This window comes from Anaerococcus cruorum (assembly GCF_046365495.1).
GTDB lineage: Bacteria > Bacillota > Clostridia > Tissierellales > Peptoniphilaceae > Anaerococcus > Anaerococcus cruorum.
In genome coordinates, this window is the sequence record NZ_JBGMEH010000008.1 from 153,251 (window position 1) to 169,805 (window position 16,555).

The window sequence follows — 16,555 nt, forward strand, 5'->3', positions numbered from 1 at the left end:
CTAAATTTTTAAATCTACCCATTTTCCTTGCTTAAACCTATGTCTAAGTCCTATAAATCTACTTGCTTGATCTGTAAGAATTGCTATCCAAATTCCATCTAAGCCTAGCTTTAAAATATTTACTAGAACAAGAGTTGCCACAGATCTTACTATTGTTACAGAAATAATGGCAACAAATAAGGTGTATCTTACATCTCCAGCTGACCTTAACGATCCTCCAAAAATCACCTGTAAGATTTGGAAAATAACTATAAAGCCAATATACCTAATAACTATATCACTTTTTTCTATTAGACTTATATCATTAAAAAATAAACTAAAAATTGATCTCCCAAATATCATAAATATTAATGAAATTATTATTCCCATGGCAAGTCCAATTTGTTGGGAGGCTTTACCATATTTGATAGCTTCATCTTTCCTACCAGCACCTAGGTTATTTCCAGTTAGGGTAATTACTGCAACACTCATCCCATCTCCAAGAGAAAATGAAAGTGAAAGTAAGTTCATGCCGACATTGTGAACGGCAAAGTAATCAGTACCAAGTCTTGCAGCAGTAAGGGCAGTTATAAAAAAACCTATTCTCATGGACATAATTTCAATAAAAATATTTACTCCAAGATTTGAAATCTCTTTAGTAATTGTCTTGCTAATTCTTATGCCAGTAGTAGCCATTTCTTTTAGATTTAGGTAAGACCTTTTTTTCCTAAGAGAATTAAAGCACATAAGAGTAGATACTGCTGCACCAATGACTGTAGCAATTGCTGCTCCTTTGGTACCTAGGGCAGGAAAGCCAAGGTTTCCAGTAATTAGCAAATAGTTAAAAAATATATTTATGATAGATGATACTAGGTTGGTTATAAAGGCTATCCTAGTGTTCCCAGCACCCCTATGAGCAGCATTTATAATCATAGAAATAGCATTAAAGATAAGACCAAGCATGATAACATTAAAATATTCTTTGGCCATGCGGTGGGTACTATCATCACTACCAGCAAAAATTAAAATAGGATCTGCAAATCTTATCATAATAATTGTAGTGACTGCCACAAAAATCAAAGAAATAAGTAGAGCAGTCACCAAGGTTTGGTTGGCTTTTTTGCGGTCTTTCTCGCCTTGGCGCCTGGCAACTAAGGCAGAAACTGCACTAGATATTGCAAAAAAAGATGTGATTGCCAACATTTTTGGTTGGGTGGTAAGCCCTATTGCAGCAATAGCCTCTGGCCCTAGAGATGAAATCATAAAAGTATCTATGATTCCTGCAAGGGCTATAAAAAAAGATTCAAAAACTGCTGGCCAAGCTATTTCTAAAGCTCTTTTATAATATTTCTTATCCTGCAAAATTTCCTCCATCATCTAATAAATATAAATATTTTTCTATGTGGATATCAACATCAGCTGAATAGTCATTTTTATTTTTGTCTAAGATTTCATATATCTTATCCACAGCAAGAAAGAATGCCTTATTAAAATTATTAGTTTTTAAATAATAATTTATAAAAAGTGCATCTAAAAGATCTCCAGTACCTGCAAAATCATGGTCAATTCTCTTATAATATTTTTTATTTATGTCTTTATCTATGGCTAAGTTGAAAAATCCTTGCTCATCTTTTAGACTAGTAAATATGTATTTTTTATCATCTTTTATAAGCTCTTTATAATTATCTAAACCTAAAAAATTAGCCTCAGTTACATTTGCTAAAACTAAATCGGATATTGATAGAAACTTTTTATAAATATCTATTTTTTCTTCACCAACACCATTATATAATTTACCATCATCACCCATAATAGGGTCTAAAATAACAATAGGTTTATAAGAAAGACTATCTATATAAGAAAAAATGATTTCTTTTTGTCTTATATCATTTATAAATCCTATAAAAATTATATCAAAGTTAAGATTAAGCTTATCCCAGACTTTTAGGCAATTTTTCATATGCTCACTTGTATCAAATATAGTCACTTTACCTAAAGAAAAATTATTAGAAATTAAGGCAGAAGGTAAGAAAAAAACATCATGGCCGCTATAAGATAAGACCGGCTCTATAATATTGCCGGCAATTTTGCCCTTAGACACAAAATCACCTATCAAAAGAATTTTACTCATTATTTACTCCTTTATTAATATGATATTAAAATTAGGCCTTTTGTCAATTAACTAAAAGGTCAAAATTTGCTATAATAAGACTATGAATGAAGATAGCTTTAATATAATAGAAAAAGTGAATAAAAATAAATACGTCAAAAAAACCAAGAAGTCTTTAATATCTTTGCTTTTTTCTAGGGCAGGAGTATTTTTTATATTAATTTTAGCGCAGATTGCAGCTATGTTTTACTTATATAGGCATTTAAAAATTGATCCCACTGTACTGATAGGAGGAGATACGGTCTTAAGCCTAGTGGTTATGCTTATAATTTTAAATATGGATACTATAAAAGCTTCTTATAAGCTATCCTGGTTTATGCTTATAGCCCTTATACCATCATTTGCTACAATAGTATTTTTACTAGCTTATTTGAGCTTAGGATATAAAAAAGAGCAAAGAAAAATCCTTGAAATAGAAAAAGTATCCAGAAAATATCGTGATAGAGATATAGATATGATAGATGGTCTAAAGGAAGAGGAGCCAGGCTTATATAATATGCAAAATTATTTCTATGATCTGGGTGGTTTTACCCTCCATGAAAATACAGCTGCAAAATATTACCCAGTAGGGGAAGATATCTTTACAGATATATTGGCAGCCATTAAAGGAGCTAAGGAATTTATATTTATAGAAATATTTATAATCGACTATGGATATATGTGGGGAACTGTCTTAGAAGAGCTGGTAAAAAAAGTAGAAGAAGGAGTGGAAGTTAGGTTACTAATCGATGGAACCAATCTGCTTACCAGAGTAAACTTAAATTTCCCTGAGGAAATGGAATCTATGGGGATTAAATGCAAAGTTTTCTCACCCCTATACCCAATAATTTCTACATATTATAATAATCGTGACCATAGGAAAATTTTTGTAATAGATAATGAATACGCCTTTACCGGTGGGATAAATCTAGCAGATGAATATATAAATGTTTATGAAAGGTTTGGTCACTGGAAAGATTGTGGAATCCGCTTAAAAGGGGAAGCAACCCAGTCATTTACCATAATATTTTTACAAATGTGGAATGCTATTGGGTTGGATATAGAAGATTTTACCCCATACTTACCAAGAAAAATGGCCATGGATGGTCAAGGTCTTGTTATGCCATTTTCAGATAGTCCAATGGATAATGAAGACTATGGGAAAAATTCTCTCCTTTCATTTTTAAATAATGCCAAAGACTACGTTTATATAATGACCCCATACTTTATAGTAGAAGAAGATATAGTCGATGCCTTTACCAATGCTTCAAAAAGAGGAGTAGATGTTAGAATTTGCTTGCCTCATATCCCAGATAAAAAAATAGCCTTTGCACTAGCAAAATCTCACTATAAAAAATTAGTAGAGAACGGGGTAAAAATTTATGAATACACACCAGGGTTTTCCCATTCTAAAGTGTGGTTATCAGATGATGCCTATGGTTTTGTAGGAACCATAAATCTAGATTATAGAGCATTATATTTAAATTTTGAGTGTGGTGTATGGATGAAAGAAACCCAGGCCATAGTAGAGATGAAAAGTGACTTTGATGTATTTTTTAATATAGCGACCAGAGTAACAATGGAAGATGTAGCAAAAATGCCACTAACAACCAAGGCCATAGGAAAACTAGCAAAACCTTTTGCAACCTTATTTTAAAAGAGTACAATTCGTACTCTTTTTTTATTTGCAAAAAATATTAATAATGCTATAATAATATTACTGTATGGTGGAGTGTATAACACTTACTAGGAGGTATATTTTGTTTGAATTAAATCCAAACTCTGAAACACCTCTTTATATGCAAATTGTTGAACAAACGAAACTGGCTATTGCCAAGGGTTATTTTAGAAATGGCGATAAGTTTCCCTCTGTTAGGGAGCTTTCTCGTCAGCTTTTAATAAACCAAGCTACAGTTTCCAAGGCATTTAGAGAGTTGGATAGGCAGGGAATTATAGAAACCAAGGCTGGTATTGGTACATTTATTTCCTTTGATGATGAAAAAATAAGTCAAAGGTTTGAAGATATTACTAAAAGACTACAAGATGACTTAATAGAAGCCAGATACCTAGGGGTAACCCTAGATGAAGTCATTGCTATGTATAAAAAGGCGGGTGATTATAATGATCGTTGAGGCAATTAATATAAATAAAAGCTTTGATAATAAAAAAGTTTTGAATAATGTAAGTTTATGCTTAGAAAAAGGTATGATTACAGGCTTAGTTGGTAGAAATGGATCTGGAAAAACTACATTACTTAAAATTTTAGCTGGAATTTATAATGAAGACTCTGGAAAAATAAAAATAGCCGGAAATTCTTTAAAGGTTAATCCAAAAACGATAAAGCACTTAGCATATTTACCAGATAGGTTTGACTACTTTAATTATTATAAGATAAATCAGCTACCAGAATATTATAAAATTCTTTATCCAGATTTTGATAGTAAATTTTTTGAAAGCGAAATAAAAAAGTTTTCATTTAATCCTTCATCTAATATTAGAAATCTATCAAAGGGTGAGAAAAATATATTGGGATTGATTGTAATGTTAGCATCAAATGCAGATGTTATCTTAGTAGATGAAGTTTTAGATGGAATGGATGTATTAAATAGACGACGCATTAGTGAGTACTTATTAGATGCAAAAGAAAAAGGATGCGCAGTATTTATATCAAGCCATGAGCTAGCTGAATTATCTAATATATGTGATTTTATATATTATTTATCAAAAGATGGAAATCTAAAAGAAACTAGAGAGGATAATGATAGTTCCTTGCATAAATTACAAGTGGTTGTAAAGGACCACTTGCCAGATAGTATTGCTAATAAATCTGTCATTATATCTAATCTAGGAAGAGTGTATACTATTTTAATAGATGCTAAAGATGATAAATTAAATGTACTTTTATCAGATGAGCAAATTGTTCAATATGATAAGTTGGAAGTAAAAATTGAAGACTATTTCTATTTGGAAGAAGGAGCTAGATAATGACAGACTTTAAAAATTTATTTAAAATTATTTTTAAAAGATTTGGCATATGGATTTTGCTTTTATCTCTATTAATAGCAGCTGTAAATGGAGTTCAGACCAAATATCGCTTAGCAAATGATTCTATTCAGCTTAAAAAAGCGGTAGATGAAATGTCAAAAGATACTGGAATAAAAATAGATAATAATCAAAAAATATCTAAGGATTATATAAAAGAGGCTGATAAAATAGCTGAAGAATATGCTAGCAAATACAATATAAAATCTGATGATGAATTAAATCAAATGCCAGAAAATGAATTTATGGCTTACAATGAAAAGCAAGAAGAAGCTTATAATTCAAGATACTGGGAATTAGAATCATATTATAGAACTTACGAAAGTATTAAATCAACAAGTCAAGATGATTCTTTAGGGGTTAATGATTATATAATAGGTATGACATCTGGTATAGCAGTTTTAGTTGGTATTATATCAATGATTATTACAAGTCTTGAACAATCCTTGCCCTATTATGAATTTAGTTTGATGCTTCCATGGAAAAAAAGAGATGAAGTTTGGATGAAGGCCATAATTGTATTTATTATTGGTCTAGGTATATTTTTGATAAATCTTATAATAAATATGTTTATGATTTCTGCTTCAGACCTATCACCATTATTAAATATTGGAAGCTTTGGAAATACCATATTAAAATCACTATTATTGATACTTGGTACAAGTATAATTAGTGTAGCAACAGGTATGATTGCTGGAAATTTCGTAGGCCATGTAGGTCTTATGATTATAGCGGTTGGTTCAATTGAGTTAATCAAAATTATTTTGGATACATTTTTCGGTATTTTTAATCCAGACCTTGTAATGAAGCTTGACCAACAATTTATAAATTTTACAGAAAAAGTTCCTGAATTATTAAAACCATTTTTTAGCCTAATCCATGTTAATATGAACTATGAAAGTTTAGCGGGTTTTATAATAATAGCAGTTCTTTGGTCTATATTGGCTTATCTAGTAAATTGTAAAAATTCTAGTGAAAACGCAGGATACTTAGTAATATCAAAACCAATATCAAATATTACAAAAGTATTAGGAATACTTACTCTAGCAAGTGTATTATCTGTAATAGGAGCAACAACTGTTATGGGTGAGTCAAGTATTATTATCCAACTTTTAATTTATATATTAGCTCTGTTGATTAGTATAAAACTATTTGATATCCTATTTAAGATAAGACTTAAGTTTTAGTTATTAAGGAGAGATATATGGCAAAAGATCGATTAACTTGGGATGAATATTTTATGAATCTTGCTACTACAGTTTCACAAAGAGGAACTTGTGATAGGGCCTATGTAGGTTGTGTAATAGTAAATAATGAGCATAGGATAGTCACAACTGGGTATAATGGTTCTATAAAAGGCAATCCACATTGCGATGAAATAGGACATACCATGCGTGATGGTCACTGCATAGCAACCATCCATGCAGAGATGAACGCGCTTTTATATTGCGCCAAAGAGGGCATATCTGTAAAAGATTGCATATGTTATGTAACCCATTTTCCATGCTTAAACTGTACTAAAAGCTTAATCCAAGCGGGTATTAGCAAAATTTATTATGGGGAAGCATATAGGATGGATGAATATGCAGTAGAACTTTTAAATCGCAATAACATAGAATTTATAAAAATTGAATTGCCATAAATCAAATAGGAGCAATTATGAACTATAGTGAAGATAATAAGCAGTACCATATCGGTGTTGATGAAAATGATATAGGAAAGTATGTAATCCTTCCTGGCGATCCAAAAAGGTGTGAAAAAATTGCAGCCCACTTTGATGATGCAAAATTAGTAGGCGACCGTCGAGAATATGTAACCTATACAGGATATTTAAATGGAGAAAAAGTTTCAGTAACATCCACAGGTATAGGTGGTCCATCAGCAGCTATTGCTATGGAAGAGCTTGTAAAATTAGGTGCCCATACTTTTATTCGTGTAGGAACTTGCGGAGGTATGCAAGAAAACATAAAAAGTGGGGATGTTGTAATAGCAAATGCTGCCATAAGAGCAGAGGGAACTAGCAAGGAATATGCACCTATAGAGTTTCCTGCAGTAAGTAACTTTGAAGTAACAACTGCCCTTAAAAATGCTAGTGATAAGCTAAATCAAACAAGCCATGTTGGAGTTGTCCAATGTAAGGATAGCTTTTATGGCCAACATGAGCCAGATAAAATGCCTATTTCTTACGAACTTGAAAATAAATGGAATGCTTGGCTAAAAATGGGCACTCTAGCAAGTGAGATGGAATCAGCAGCCCTTTTTACAGTTGCAAACTACCTTGGAGTAAAAGCGGGCTCTTGTTTTTTAGTTGTAGCCAACCAAGAAAGAGAAAAAAAGGGTCTAGACAATCCTGTTGTCCATGATACTGAAATGGCTATAAAAGTAGGAGTTGAAGCTTTAAAAGAATTGATTGACCTAGATAAGAATAGATAAGATTTTAAAAGCTGGTTAATGAATTATAATAATCCTAACCAGCTTTTTTTGAAAGGAAAATCATGGAAATACTTGGAAAAATACTATATTTTGTTGTAATGATGCTTGCTATAAAATATTTTGATGTGATTGTGGGCAAGGCAGAGTCTAAAAATATCAGTCGAAGAAAGCGAACAGTCATTAGAGCGATTGTAATAATCGTATTTCTAATAGCCATAGTATCACTTTTTGCTTATAGCATTCTTGCAGCTGAAGAAGGAATGGCAAGAAGGGTCATATCTGGTATCCTTGCCCTAGTAATGCTAATTTATTTGATAAATTTAATAAGAAGATATAGGGAAATAAAATAATAAAACGAGAAGCTTAAAAACTTCTCGTTTTTATTTATCATAACCATAGCTAATCTCCATGGCTTCTATCTTCTTATTATATAAGTCCACATCTTCCATATTTTTATTTTCTACTTCTTTAGTTATTATCATAGCTAATACGGAAACTGTCAATTGATACTTTTCCATCTTTTTCTATAATATTATTAAATTTAGAAATCTCAGTATCTTTATCAATTACAAAATATACCTTGCAAATTTCGGGCTTTCCTGCAATTAGTAATATATAGTCCTTTCTGATTTCCTTGCCATTACTATCAGTGGCTGAGAAATCTAGGGTGTGATCAAAATTTGGACTGCTAATTTCTACTTCCATTAGGTATATCAATTGATCAGTCTCTAAATTATTAAACAATTCATTTAGCTTTTGATTATTTTCTAAAGAATTTTTATCTTCGATTATCCCGTGGTTTACTAGCTTGATTTCTAGGTCATCTATTTGTACAATATCTTCCTCAAAGCTTGTGTTCATAGTCTTAGGAGAACTTGAACAAGCCACTAATAAAGGAGCTATTAGAAATCCTATAATTATAGATTTAAGTTTCATCATACTACCTTTCATTTAAATAGTTAGATTTTATTATAAATTTATGTAGAAAAGAGGGGTTGTCCCTCTAGTTGTTTTTTACTTATTCAATTTCTTTTATTTCCACATAATCAAGCATGGTTACTATTTGGTCATGGGTTGGTAGGTCTATGACTCTGGCTGTTGCAGATGCGGAGGCTACTGCCATCCTGTAAGCTTCTATTGGATCATTATCTTTGGCCATATTTGCCAAAAATCCTGCTATCATTGCATCACGGCAGGCATTTGTATTTACAATTTCTCTACCATCTTCTATTTCATTTGATTCATATACCTTATCTTCTGTAAAGAGCATAGAACCATTGGCCCCATAAGAAATGATTACATTTTTGGCACCCATTTCTATTAGTTTTTTGCCATAAGGGATGTAGTCAAATTTTGATTTTATATTGGCATCAAATATCTTTGTTATATCATAGCCATTTGGTTTTATTAAAAGAGGTTTTTCTTTTACCATGTTTAGCAGATATTGGCTAGGTACATCTGCCACAAATTCTGCTCCGTTGGCTCTGGCAACTGATAGCAACCTATCATAGATATCCTCATCCATATTTTCTTGCATAGGTGGGACCGATCCACCAAAGATAATAGTATCTCCTTCGCGAACTCTGGATAGGTAATATAAAAGCTCATCTACTTCTTCAGAGGATACCTTTGGTCCAGGGAAGCTTATATAGGTTTCTCTTTTATTTTCGTAAATTTTAACGTTTGTACGGTTTATCTCCTTCATCTCAACAAAGTCTGTCATGATATCTTCATTTTGTAGCCAGTCTTTTATAAATTGACCTTGAAAACCACCAACAAAACCTGTTGCAATGGTTGGTATTCTAAGGGCAGATAAGACTCTTGATACGTTTAGGGCCTTACCACCAGGTAGGATACGTTCACTTTTTACATCATTTCGCTCACCTAGTTTTATTTCGTCTAGGCCAACGAATAAGTCTATAGATGGGTTTAAGGTTACTGTGTAAATCATTATTACTCCTTAAATTTTAAGTTTTTTAACACATTCTATAATTTCTTCCATGTGCATGCCATGGCTACCTTTTACTAAAACCAAGGATGATTTTGTAATAAGTTGTTTAAGCTTATCACAAACATCGGCCTTCGATTCAAAATAAAAGGCGCGAGTGGTTGGGAAATTTTCTAATGCACCCTTATACATTTCATAGGATAATGGTCCAAAAAAAAGGGCATAGTGGATTTCGTTTGGATCTATTTTTGTTCCTACATCATAGTGCAGCTCTTTTTCATTTTCCCCAAGTTCTAGCATATCTCCTAAAACTACAATTTTATTTTTATAGCCCTTTAGGGTATAGGTTGTATTTAGGCCGGTTAAAAGAGCCTGCGGATTTGACTTGTAGGAATCATCTAGGATATCAAAACCATTTAGTTCTAATATCGCAGATCTATTACTGCTACCTTTAACTTTTTTTAGACCATCTTGAATTTGTTTTTTATCTAAACCCAAGATTTGAGCAATCATTGCTGTAATGCCACCATTATATATTTGGTGATCACCTAAAAGAGGTACCTTATAGATTGTATCTTCATTTATAAATTCAACACCAGATCTGTTATTTTCTAATGGAGATATTTTAAAATTGGCCTTATCACTTGTTCCAAATGTTAGGACTTTTTGGCTTACATCATAAGTAGGGATTTCTTTTGATAAAATCGGGTCATCTATATTATATATAAAAATACCATCTGCTGATAAACCCTCAGTTATTTCCATTTTTGCTTTTGCTATTCCTTCTCTTGTTTTTAAATTATGAAGGTGGCTATCACCAATATTTAAAATAGCAGCTATATCTGGCTGGGCTATACGAGTTGTAAGGGCAATATCACCAAAATTGTCTGTACCAAGCTCTATTATTCCTATTTCGGTATCTTCGTCTAGTGAAAGAATAGTTTTTGGTACACCGATTTCATTATTTAAGTTACCCATTGTTTTTTGAACTTTATATTTTTCTTTTAAAGTAGATTCTAGTAAATCTTTGGTAGTTGTCTTTCCATTTGAACCAGTAATACCTATTATTTTGATATCTAGTTCGTTTCTATAAGCTCTTGCAAGATCTCTAAGGGCTTTTCCTGTATCTTCTACTAATATATAAGGAATGGAAATATTTTTATTAATCTCAAAGTCCCTATCTATTAGAAAAGCTGCTGCTCCCTTATTTTCACATTCTTTTATAAAAATCCTGCCATCAAATACTTCACCTATTAGGGGAATGTAGAGGTTATTTTTGCTAATAGTTCTAGAATCTGTTGACACACCTTCTATAAGTATATCTTCTTTGCTAGGGTCAGAAATTTCCCCGCCCAGCATTTGTGTAATATGACCTAGTGTTCTTTTAATCATTTAAATCTCCTAAAACCATCATCTATTAATTTATCAAGGACGAAATCAAAATCTTCTCCATACATATCCATAGCAAGTCTTGCAAAAAACGAAGTAGGGGTAAAGCCTGGGAAGGTATTTATTTCATTTATAAAAAATTTATTTTCCTTGGTATAGAAAATATCTACACGGGCAAAACCTTCACAACCTGCTGCCTTATAACATTCCTTGGCAAAGTTTATAGCTTCTATTTTATATATTTCTTCCATTTCATAAGGCACTTGGGCTATGGTTTCTTTATCAAAATATTTTGCATCATAGTCTAAAAATTTATGATTGGTAATATAAGCTGCAGGAGCTGAAACATCTAAATTGTTACCTTCTCCAATAATAGCAATTTCTATTTCTTGCCCATCTATTAACTCTTCAACAAGGGCCTTTTGGTCGTATTTTAAAGCTTCTTTAATAGCATCTTTTAATTCTTCTTTATTTTCAACTTTGCTAACTCCAACAGAAGATCCATTGGCTGATGGTTTTACTATTAAAGGAAGCTCAATCTCATTAATACATCTTTTTATGAAGTCATCATCAAAACCTTCTTTATATGTATAAAGATATTTAGCTTGGGAAAGTCCATTTTTTTCAAAAATATCATTAGTAGTTACCTTATCCATGCAAAGGGCAGAAGATAATAAACCGTTACCTATATAAGGAAATCTTATACAATCTAAAAATCCTTGGATAGTTCCATCTTCACCATAAGTTCCGTGGATGGCTGGGATAATTATAGTATTTGCTGGGTCATAGTCTTTTAAAATTTCTAAAAATTCTGCAATAGATCCAGCTACATTTTTATTAGTTTCTTTTACTAAATCAAATTCATCCTTAGTTTCTATAACATCATAGGGTTTAGAAAAAGCCCCGTTTTTATCTATATAAACTATTTTGGTATCATATTTACTTTTATTTAAACTTTGACTAATATTTAGAGCACTTCTTAGAGAAATCTCATGTTCACTAGAAGGGCCTCCACAAAGTAGAAAAACGTTGATCATTTAGTTCTCACTTTCTTCTATAATTAATAAAATTTTACTACATTAGAAAAAACTGGGCAAATTTAAGGGTTATTTAATGTTAATATATAATACTTGTAACAAAATGGTTACTTATCATTTATATATAAAATTACAGAAATTTACAAAATCTTTTAAAAACAAAATAAAATTTAGGTAAATATTTAAAGCTGCAAATAAAAAATAATAAGGTAAAGCATTGCAATTGCTTGATTACATACTATATAGGATAAAAACTTAAAATATTTGTATCTACATAATTACTACACAATTAGCTTGTATAATAACACTTGTCAAAACAAGATGTTAACAATTTGTAACCTTTGTTACAAAGAATATTAAATTTAAAATGAAAATTGAGCCATAAAGGCTATTGAAAGGATATATTAAATGATTAACTTTAAAAAATACGCTCTTGCAGCAGCGCTAGTAATTCCATCTGTAATTGGATTTGGAGCAAAAGATTCAGAAGCTGCAAAACTTGCAATAGATAAAAATCTAGCCCAAGGTGTAAATGTTAGAACAGAAGCTAAAGTAGGCGATAATGTAATCGGTCTTATCGATGATAGAGAAAAAGCATACGAAGTTATTTCTGAAGAAGGAGACTGGACAAAAATTGACTTTAATGGGAAAGAAGCTTACGTTGTTTCAAGATGGTTCCACGTACTTGAAGATACAAAATTAGTTGCAGATGCAAACTTTAGAGATGCTGCTAATCTTGATTCAAAAGTAATTGATGTTTTAAAAGCAAATACAGAAGTAGAAGTACTAGGTCTTGCTGAAAATGGTTATGTAAAAGTAAAAGTAAATGATAAAGAAGGATATGTATACCACGATCTATTAGAATCATTTAGACAAGCAAGAATTGAAAATGAAAAAGCTCAACAAGCACAAGCTCAAAACCAAGCTACAAATAACAATAATAACCAAGTGGCTCAAAGACAAACTACAACACAAACACAAACTCAACAAACACAAACTTACCAACAACCAGCTCAACAACAACAATCTTACCAAGGTTCTTCAAGCTGGGCTAAAGAATGGATTGCTCAAAGAGAAAGTGGTGGTTCATACTCAGCTTACAACCCAAATGGCGGATACTATGGTAGATATCAATTAAATCCATCACTAGTACCTTATGGTGCAAGCCCTGCTCAACAAGAAGCAGCAGCTGATAACTATGTTGCACAAAGATACGGATCATGGGAACGTGCTCAACAATTCTGGGCAGCTAATGGTTGGTACTAAAATTAAATAAAAATTATAAACTAAAGCTTTAAGGTAACCTTAAAGCTTTTTTTGTAATAAAATATATCTAGACTAAGATGTTTTAAGTAGAAATTTTGACAAAGGAGATACATGAAAGAAAAGATGGTAAAGATTTTTATAGCATTATTAATTTACATACTAATATTTTCTAGCCTACCTTTTATAAAACAAAAAAGTGTAGATGAAAATTATAAAAAAAACTTTGATATAGGTAAATTTTACCAAGATGATGGATCTATAGCCTATGCTCAAGTTATAAGGGATAATGAAAACTCTAGTATAGAAAAAATTAGAGCCATAGATAATGCTAAAGATAAGATTATGATTGGCAATTATAGGTTCCTTATGGACCAAGAAGGCAAAAAATATATGGCAAGCCTAGTGGCTGCTGCTCAAAGAGGAGTAGAAATATACATAATCTTAGATGGTAATACTCTTTTTATGAATGCTTTTAAAAACAACTATTACCTAGCCTTAGAAAGTTTTCCAAATGTGCATATTAAAATATATAATCCTATGAATCCACTAAAACCATGGTCACTTATGGGTAGGATGCATGATAAGTATATGATTGTGGATGATAAGATAGGTTTTGTAGGTGGTAGAAATATAGAAAAAAGATTTTTACAAAATAAAGGTAAGATAAGCTATGATTGGGATATCTTAGTTTACTTTGAAAAGAGAAGTCAAAAAGATGGTCTAGGAGAATTAATAGCTTACTTTAAAAATATTTATCAAAATGGACAGAGAAATAAAGATGTAAAAGATGCGGCTATTTTTACAAGTTCTAGAAAAAGTAGAGAGCTTATAAGTGAACTAGAGAAAATTTATAGGAACGATAAAAGTTTTAATCCTGATAATTATAAACAAGTTGATTACAAAAAAACTCTTACAAGAGTAGGTAAGGTGAGCTTAATCACAAATCCTATTGATGTATATAGTAAACAGCCTTTAGCCTTTTATCAAATAAGTGAGTTGATGAAAAATTCAAAAAGCAAGGTAATTATTCATACTCCATATTTTATAGGAAATGAACTTATGTTTGAGAGTCTAAAGACGATTGCTAGTAACAATCCCACTACCTTATTTACTAACTCACCTGCTACAGGGGTAAATCTAGTTGGAGTAGGGGAATATTTAATCCATTACCAGAAACTTATAGATACAAAGGCAAATATATTAGAAAATGAAAAGCCATATTCTTACCACGGCAAGGCCTTTACTATAGATGATAACCTAGCAGCTATTGGTAGTTTTAATTGGGATATGAGATCTGTCTATATTGACACAGAGCTGATGCTCGTAGTAGAGGGTGAGGACTTTTATAAGGAAGTTGAAAAGGAATTAAATTATTATCAAAAGGATGCAAGTAAAGTTTTAGAAGATGGGGGTAAAGAAAATTTATCTGGTAAAGAAGTTTCCAAAATAAATTTTCTAAAAAAACTAGGCTCTATTATTTTTATAATACTATTCTATCCATTTAGATTTTTATTCTAAGGCTATTTTAGATGATTTAACATAAACTTTACAAATTAATGATATAATCATTATAAACCAATTGGTTTTTGAAAATGCTAGGGGGACGAATGAATAAAGCTAATAGTATAAAGAAGAAACTAAATAGACTTAGTAATGAAAATAAAATCCAAACACTTTTCTTTGATGAAGAAAGTGATGTTCTTATTATATTAGATTTAGAAACTATTGAATACGAAGGTGTTTATCTAAAATATGATGATGAGGGTAGTGTTGTAGAAATAAATACTGCTACAAACAGCTTAAAAGTAAATGATGATGGAAAGATATCTAGAACAAAGATAGATCCGCTTATTAGAAAATCTTTGGATAAGGTAGCTGTAAGTAAATTTAATGTCAAAAAGATAGATGAAGACTATTTCTCAGACTTAGAAGATATATTTAAAGATGATATAGAGGCTATCCAAGATGAAGAGAGCAAAGAGATTTACAAAACGGTAAAAGAAACTATCAAAGAAATCCATGATAAGGACTACGACAAAGACTTTATAGTTAGCCAAATTAAAAGATTTGAAATAGTTGATAAAAAAGATCACTTCAACCTAGAAAGATATATAGGCGCTTCGAAAATAAAGTATAACTCAGCTAAAAATAAAATAACGGTAAGAAATAACTATAACTTTAAGGAAAAATTCACTTTTACAGATGTAGTAAATAATTTTAATACAGCAGTGTTTTTAGAAGTAATAAGGGATTATTATCGTAAGATAGAATTTGATAAAAGAAGATTAAGTTTAGATGATGCCTTTGTAGATGGCTATCCAGTATTTACCCACACAGCTGCCCTTGGGGATAAAGATAAAGATTACGATGATGAAAAATCAAACTAATGTTTCTTTTAAAGGAATTTTGGATATAAATTATATATCAAAAATTTAAGGAAAGAGGTAAATATGACTAATCCAATAGTTACATTTGAAATGGAGAATGGAGATATAATCAAAGCTGAATTATATCCTGAAATAGCACCAAATACCGTAAATAACTTTATTTCACTTATAAACAAGGGCTACTATGATGGCCTTATTTTTCATAGAGTTATAAAAGGATTTATGATTCAAGGGGGAGACCCAGAAGGAACAGGTATGGGTGGCCCAGGTTATGGCATCAAAGGCGAGTTTACATCAAATGGTTTTAAGAATGATTTAGCTCACGAAGCAGGAGTACTATCAATGGCAAGATCTATGATGCCAAACTCAGCCGGCAGTCAATTTTTTATTATGCACAAAGATAGTCCACACTTAGATGGTGACTATGCTGCTTTTGGTAAAGTAACTGACGGCATGGATGTGGTAGATAAAATTGCTGAAAGCAAAACTGACAGATCTGATAGACCAGTAGATGAAGTAAAAATTAAAAAAGTAACAGTAGATACATTTGGTGAAGACTATCCAGAACCAGAAAAAATGTAAGTAAACAAAAAAGATGCGAGTAGAAAAAATTTACCGCATCTTTTTTATGTCCATTTATAAGTCTTTTATCAATAATTAATTTAAAATTTAGAAATATCTTTACCACAGTATGGACAGTATTTGGCTGGTTTTAATAAATAATCATTAATTAGACTATTGCAATATGGACATTTATTAGCAGCAAAATACAAGATAAAACCAACCACAGCAATTATAACCGCAAGAAATATATTCCAAGTGATACCCGTAGCAAAAGGATTATTAAAGGCTAAAATTAAAATCAAAGCTACAATCCACAAGGCAATAGATATTAGGTTGTAGTGTTTTCTTTTCATACATTTCT

At 31.2% G+C, this 16,555-nt stretch carries 18 protein-coding genes; 11 read left to right on the plus strand and 7 right to left on the minus strand.

Annotated elements, in window-relative coordinates:
• Together ACCQ40_RS07995 and ACCQ40_RS08000 are read right to left on the minus strand one after the other, a co-directional pair.
• The gene (locus tag ACCQ40_RS07995; protein WP_410033309.1) at positions 1-1,341 is read right to left on the minus strand and encodes an MATE family efflux transporter; all 1,341 of its coding nucleotides are present in this window, start codon (positions 1,339-1,341) and stop codon (positions 1-3) included.
• Positions 1,331-2,110: a carbohydrate kinase family protein gene (locus tag ACCQ40_RS08000; RefSeq protein ID WP_410033310.1), complete on the minus strand. Its 780-nt coding sequence runs from the start codon at positions 2,108-2,110 to the stop codon at positions 1,331-1,333. Before ACCQ40_RS08000 ends, ACCQ40_RS07995 begins: the two co-directional genes overlap by 11 nt.
• 82 nt (positions 2,111-2,192) lie before the next feature.
• On the opposite strand from ACCQ40_RS08000, the gene cls reads away from it, so the two are divergent.
• From cls to ACCQ40_RS08035, 7 genes are all read left to right on the plus strand, one after another.
• Entirely contained in the window at positions 2,193-3,785 is a 1,593-nt protein-coding gene (cls, locus tag ACCQ40_RS08005; protein ID WP_410033311.1) for a cardiolipin synthase, read from the plus strand.
• 103 nt (positions 3,786-3,888) lie between these two features.
• Positions 3,889-4,260, plus strand: coding sequence for a GntR family transcriptional regulator (locus ACCQ40_RS08010; protein ID WP_410033312.1), 372 nt, complete (start codon positions 3,889-3,891; stop codon positions 4,258-4,260).
• Positions 4,250-5,113 (plus strand): ATP-binding cassette domain-containing protein, encoded by an 864-nt coding sequence (locus tag ACCQ40_RS08015; protein ID WP_410033313.1) that lies wholly within the window; start codon positions 4,250-4,252, stop codon positions 5,111-5,113. Before ACCQ40_RS08010 ends, ACCQ40_RS08015 begins: the two co-directional genes overlap by 11 nt.
• Positions 5,113-6,357, plus strand: a complete 1,245-nt coding sequence (locus ACCQ40_RS08020; protein WP_410033314.1) for a ribosome-recycling factor — start codon at positions 5,113-5,115, stop codon at positions 6,355-6,357. Before ACCQ40_RS08015 ends, ACCQ40_RS08020 begins: the two co-directional genes overlap by 1 nt.
• A gap of 17 nt (positions 6,358-6,374) precedes the next feature.
• Positions 6,375-6,812, plus strand: coding sequence for a deoxycytidylate deaminase (locus tag ACCQ40_RS08025; protein ID WP_410033315.1), 438 nt, complete (start codon positions 6,375-6,377; stop codon positions 6,810-6,812).
• A 17-nt stretch (positions 6,813-6,829) separates the two neighbouring features.
• On the plus strand, positions 6,830-7,603 hold the full coding sequence (udp, locus tag ACCQ40_RS08030; protein WP_410033316.1) for a uridine phosphorylase: 774 nt from the start codon (positions 6,830-6,832) through the stop codon (positions 7,601-7,603).
• A gap of 62 nt (positions 7,604-7,665) precedes the next feature.
• A complete protein-coding gene (locus ACCQ40_RS08035; protein WP_410033317.1) occupies positions 7,666-7,953 on the plus strand; it encodes a hypothetical protein in 288 nt (95 codons plus the stop codon).
• Between the two features lie 118 nt (positions 7,954-8,071).
• Here the strand turns inward: ACCQ40_RS08035 and ACCQ40_RS08040 are convergent, their stop codons facing one another.
• From ACCQ40_RS08040 to ACCQ40_RS08055, 4 genes are all read right to left on the minus strand, one after another.
• Positions 8,072-8,554 carry a hypothetical protein gene (locus tag ACCQ40_RS08040; RefSeq protein ID WP_410033318.1) on the minus strand — a complete coding sequence of 161 codons (483 nt, stop codon included), beginning with the start codon at positions 8,552-8,554 and terminating at the stop codon, positions 8,072-8,074.
• 67 nt (positions 8,555-8,621) lie between these two features.
• Positions 8,622-9,554 (minus strand): 1-phosphofructokinase family hexose kinase, encoded by a 933-nt coding sequence (locus ACCQ40_RS08045; RefSeq protein WP_410033319.1) that lies wholly within the window; start codon positions 9,552-9,554, stop codon positions 8,622-8,624.
• 9 nt (positions 9,555-9,563) lie between these two features.
• The gene (locus ACCQ40_RS08050; RefSeq protein ID WP_410033320.1) at positions 9,564-10,943 is read right to left on the minus strand and encodes a UDP-N-acetylmuramoyl-tripeptide--D-alanyl-D-alanine ligase; all 1,380 of its coding nucleotides are present in this window, start codon (positions 10,941-10,943) and stop codon (positions 9,564-9,566) included.
• Positions 10,940-11,977 carry a D-alanine--D-alanine ligase family protein gene (locus ACCQ40_RS08055; protein WP_410033321.1) on the minus strand — a complete coding sequence of 346 codons (1,038 nt, stop codon included), beginning with the start codon at positions 11,975-11,977 and terminating at the stop codon, positions 10,940-10,942. The genes ACCQ40_RS08050 and ACCQ40_RS08055 overlap by 4 nt, the downstream gene beginning before the upstream one ends.
• 408 nt (positions 11,978-12,385) lie before the next feature.
• Here ACCQ40_RS08055 and ACCQ40_RS08060 point away from each other — a divergent pair, with 408 nt between their 5' ends.
• The 4 genes from ACCQ40_RS08060 (at position 12,386) to ACCQ40_RS08075 (ending at position 16,212) form a co-directional block, all read left to right on the plus strand.
• On the plus strand, positions 12,386-13,243 hold the full coding sequence (locus ACCQ40_RS08060) for an aggregation-promoting factor C-terminal-like domain-containing protein (RefSeq protein WP_410033322.1): 858 nt from the start codon (positions 12,386-12,388) through the stop codon (positions 13,241-13,243).
• A gap of 111 nt (positions 13,244-13,354) precedes the next feature.
• Positions 13,355-14,761: a phospholipase D-like domain-containing protein gene (locus ACCQ40_RS08065; RefSeq protein ID WP_410033323.1), complete on the plus strand. Its 1,407-nt coding sequence runs from the start codon at positions 13,355-13,357 to the stop codon at positions 14,759-14,761.
• 89 nt (positions 14,762-14,850) lie between these two features.
• Positions 14,851-15,630 carry a hypothetical protein gene (locus ACCQ40_RS08070; RefSeq protein WP_410033324.1) on the plus strand — a complete coding sequence of 260 codons (780 nt, stop codon included), beginning with the start codon at positions 14,851-14,853 and terminating at the stop codon, positions 15,628-15,630.
• Between the two features lie 63 nt (positions 15,631-15,693).
• Positions 15,694-16,212, plus strand: coding sequence for a peptidylprolyl isomerase (locus tag ACCQ40_RS08075; RefSeq protein WP_410033325.1), 519 nt, complete (start codon positions 15,694-15,696; stop codon positions 16,210-16,212).
• A gap of 80 nt (positions 16,213-16,292) precedes the next feature.
• Here the strand turns inward: ACCQ40_RS08075 and ACCQ40_RS08080 are convergent, their stop codons facing one another.
• Positions 16,293-16,547, minus strand: a complete 255-nt coding sequence (locus ACCQ40_RS08080; RefSeq protein WP_410033326.1) for a hypothetical protein — start codon at positions 16,545-16,547, stop codon at positions 16,293-16,295.
• Positions 16,548-16,555 lie beyond the last annotated feature (8 nt).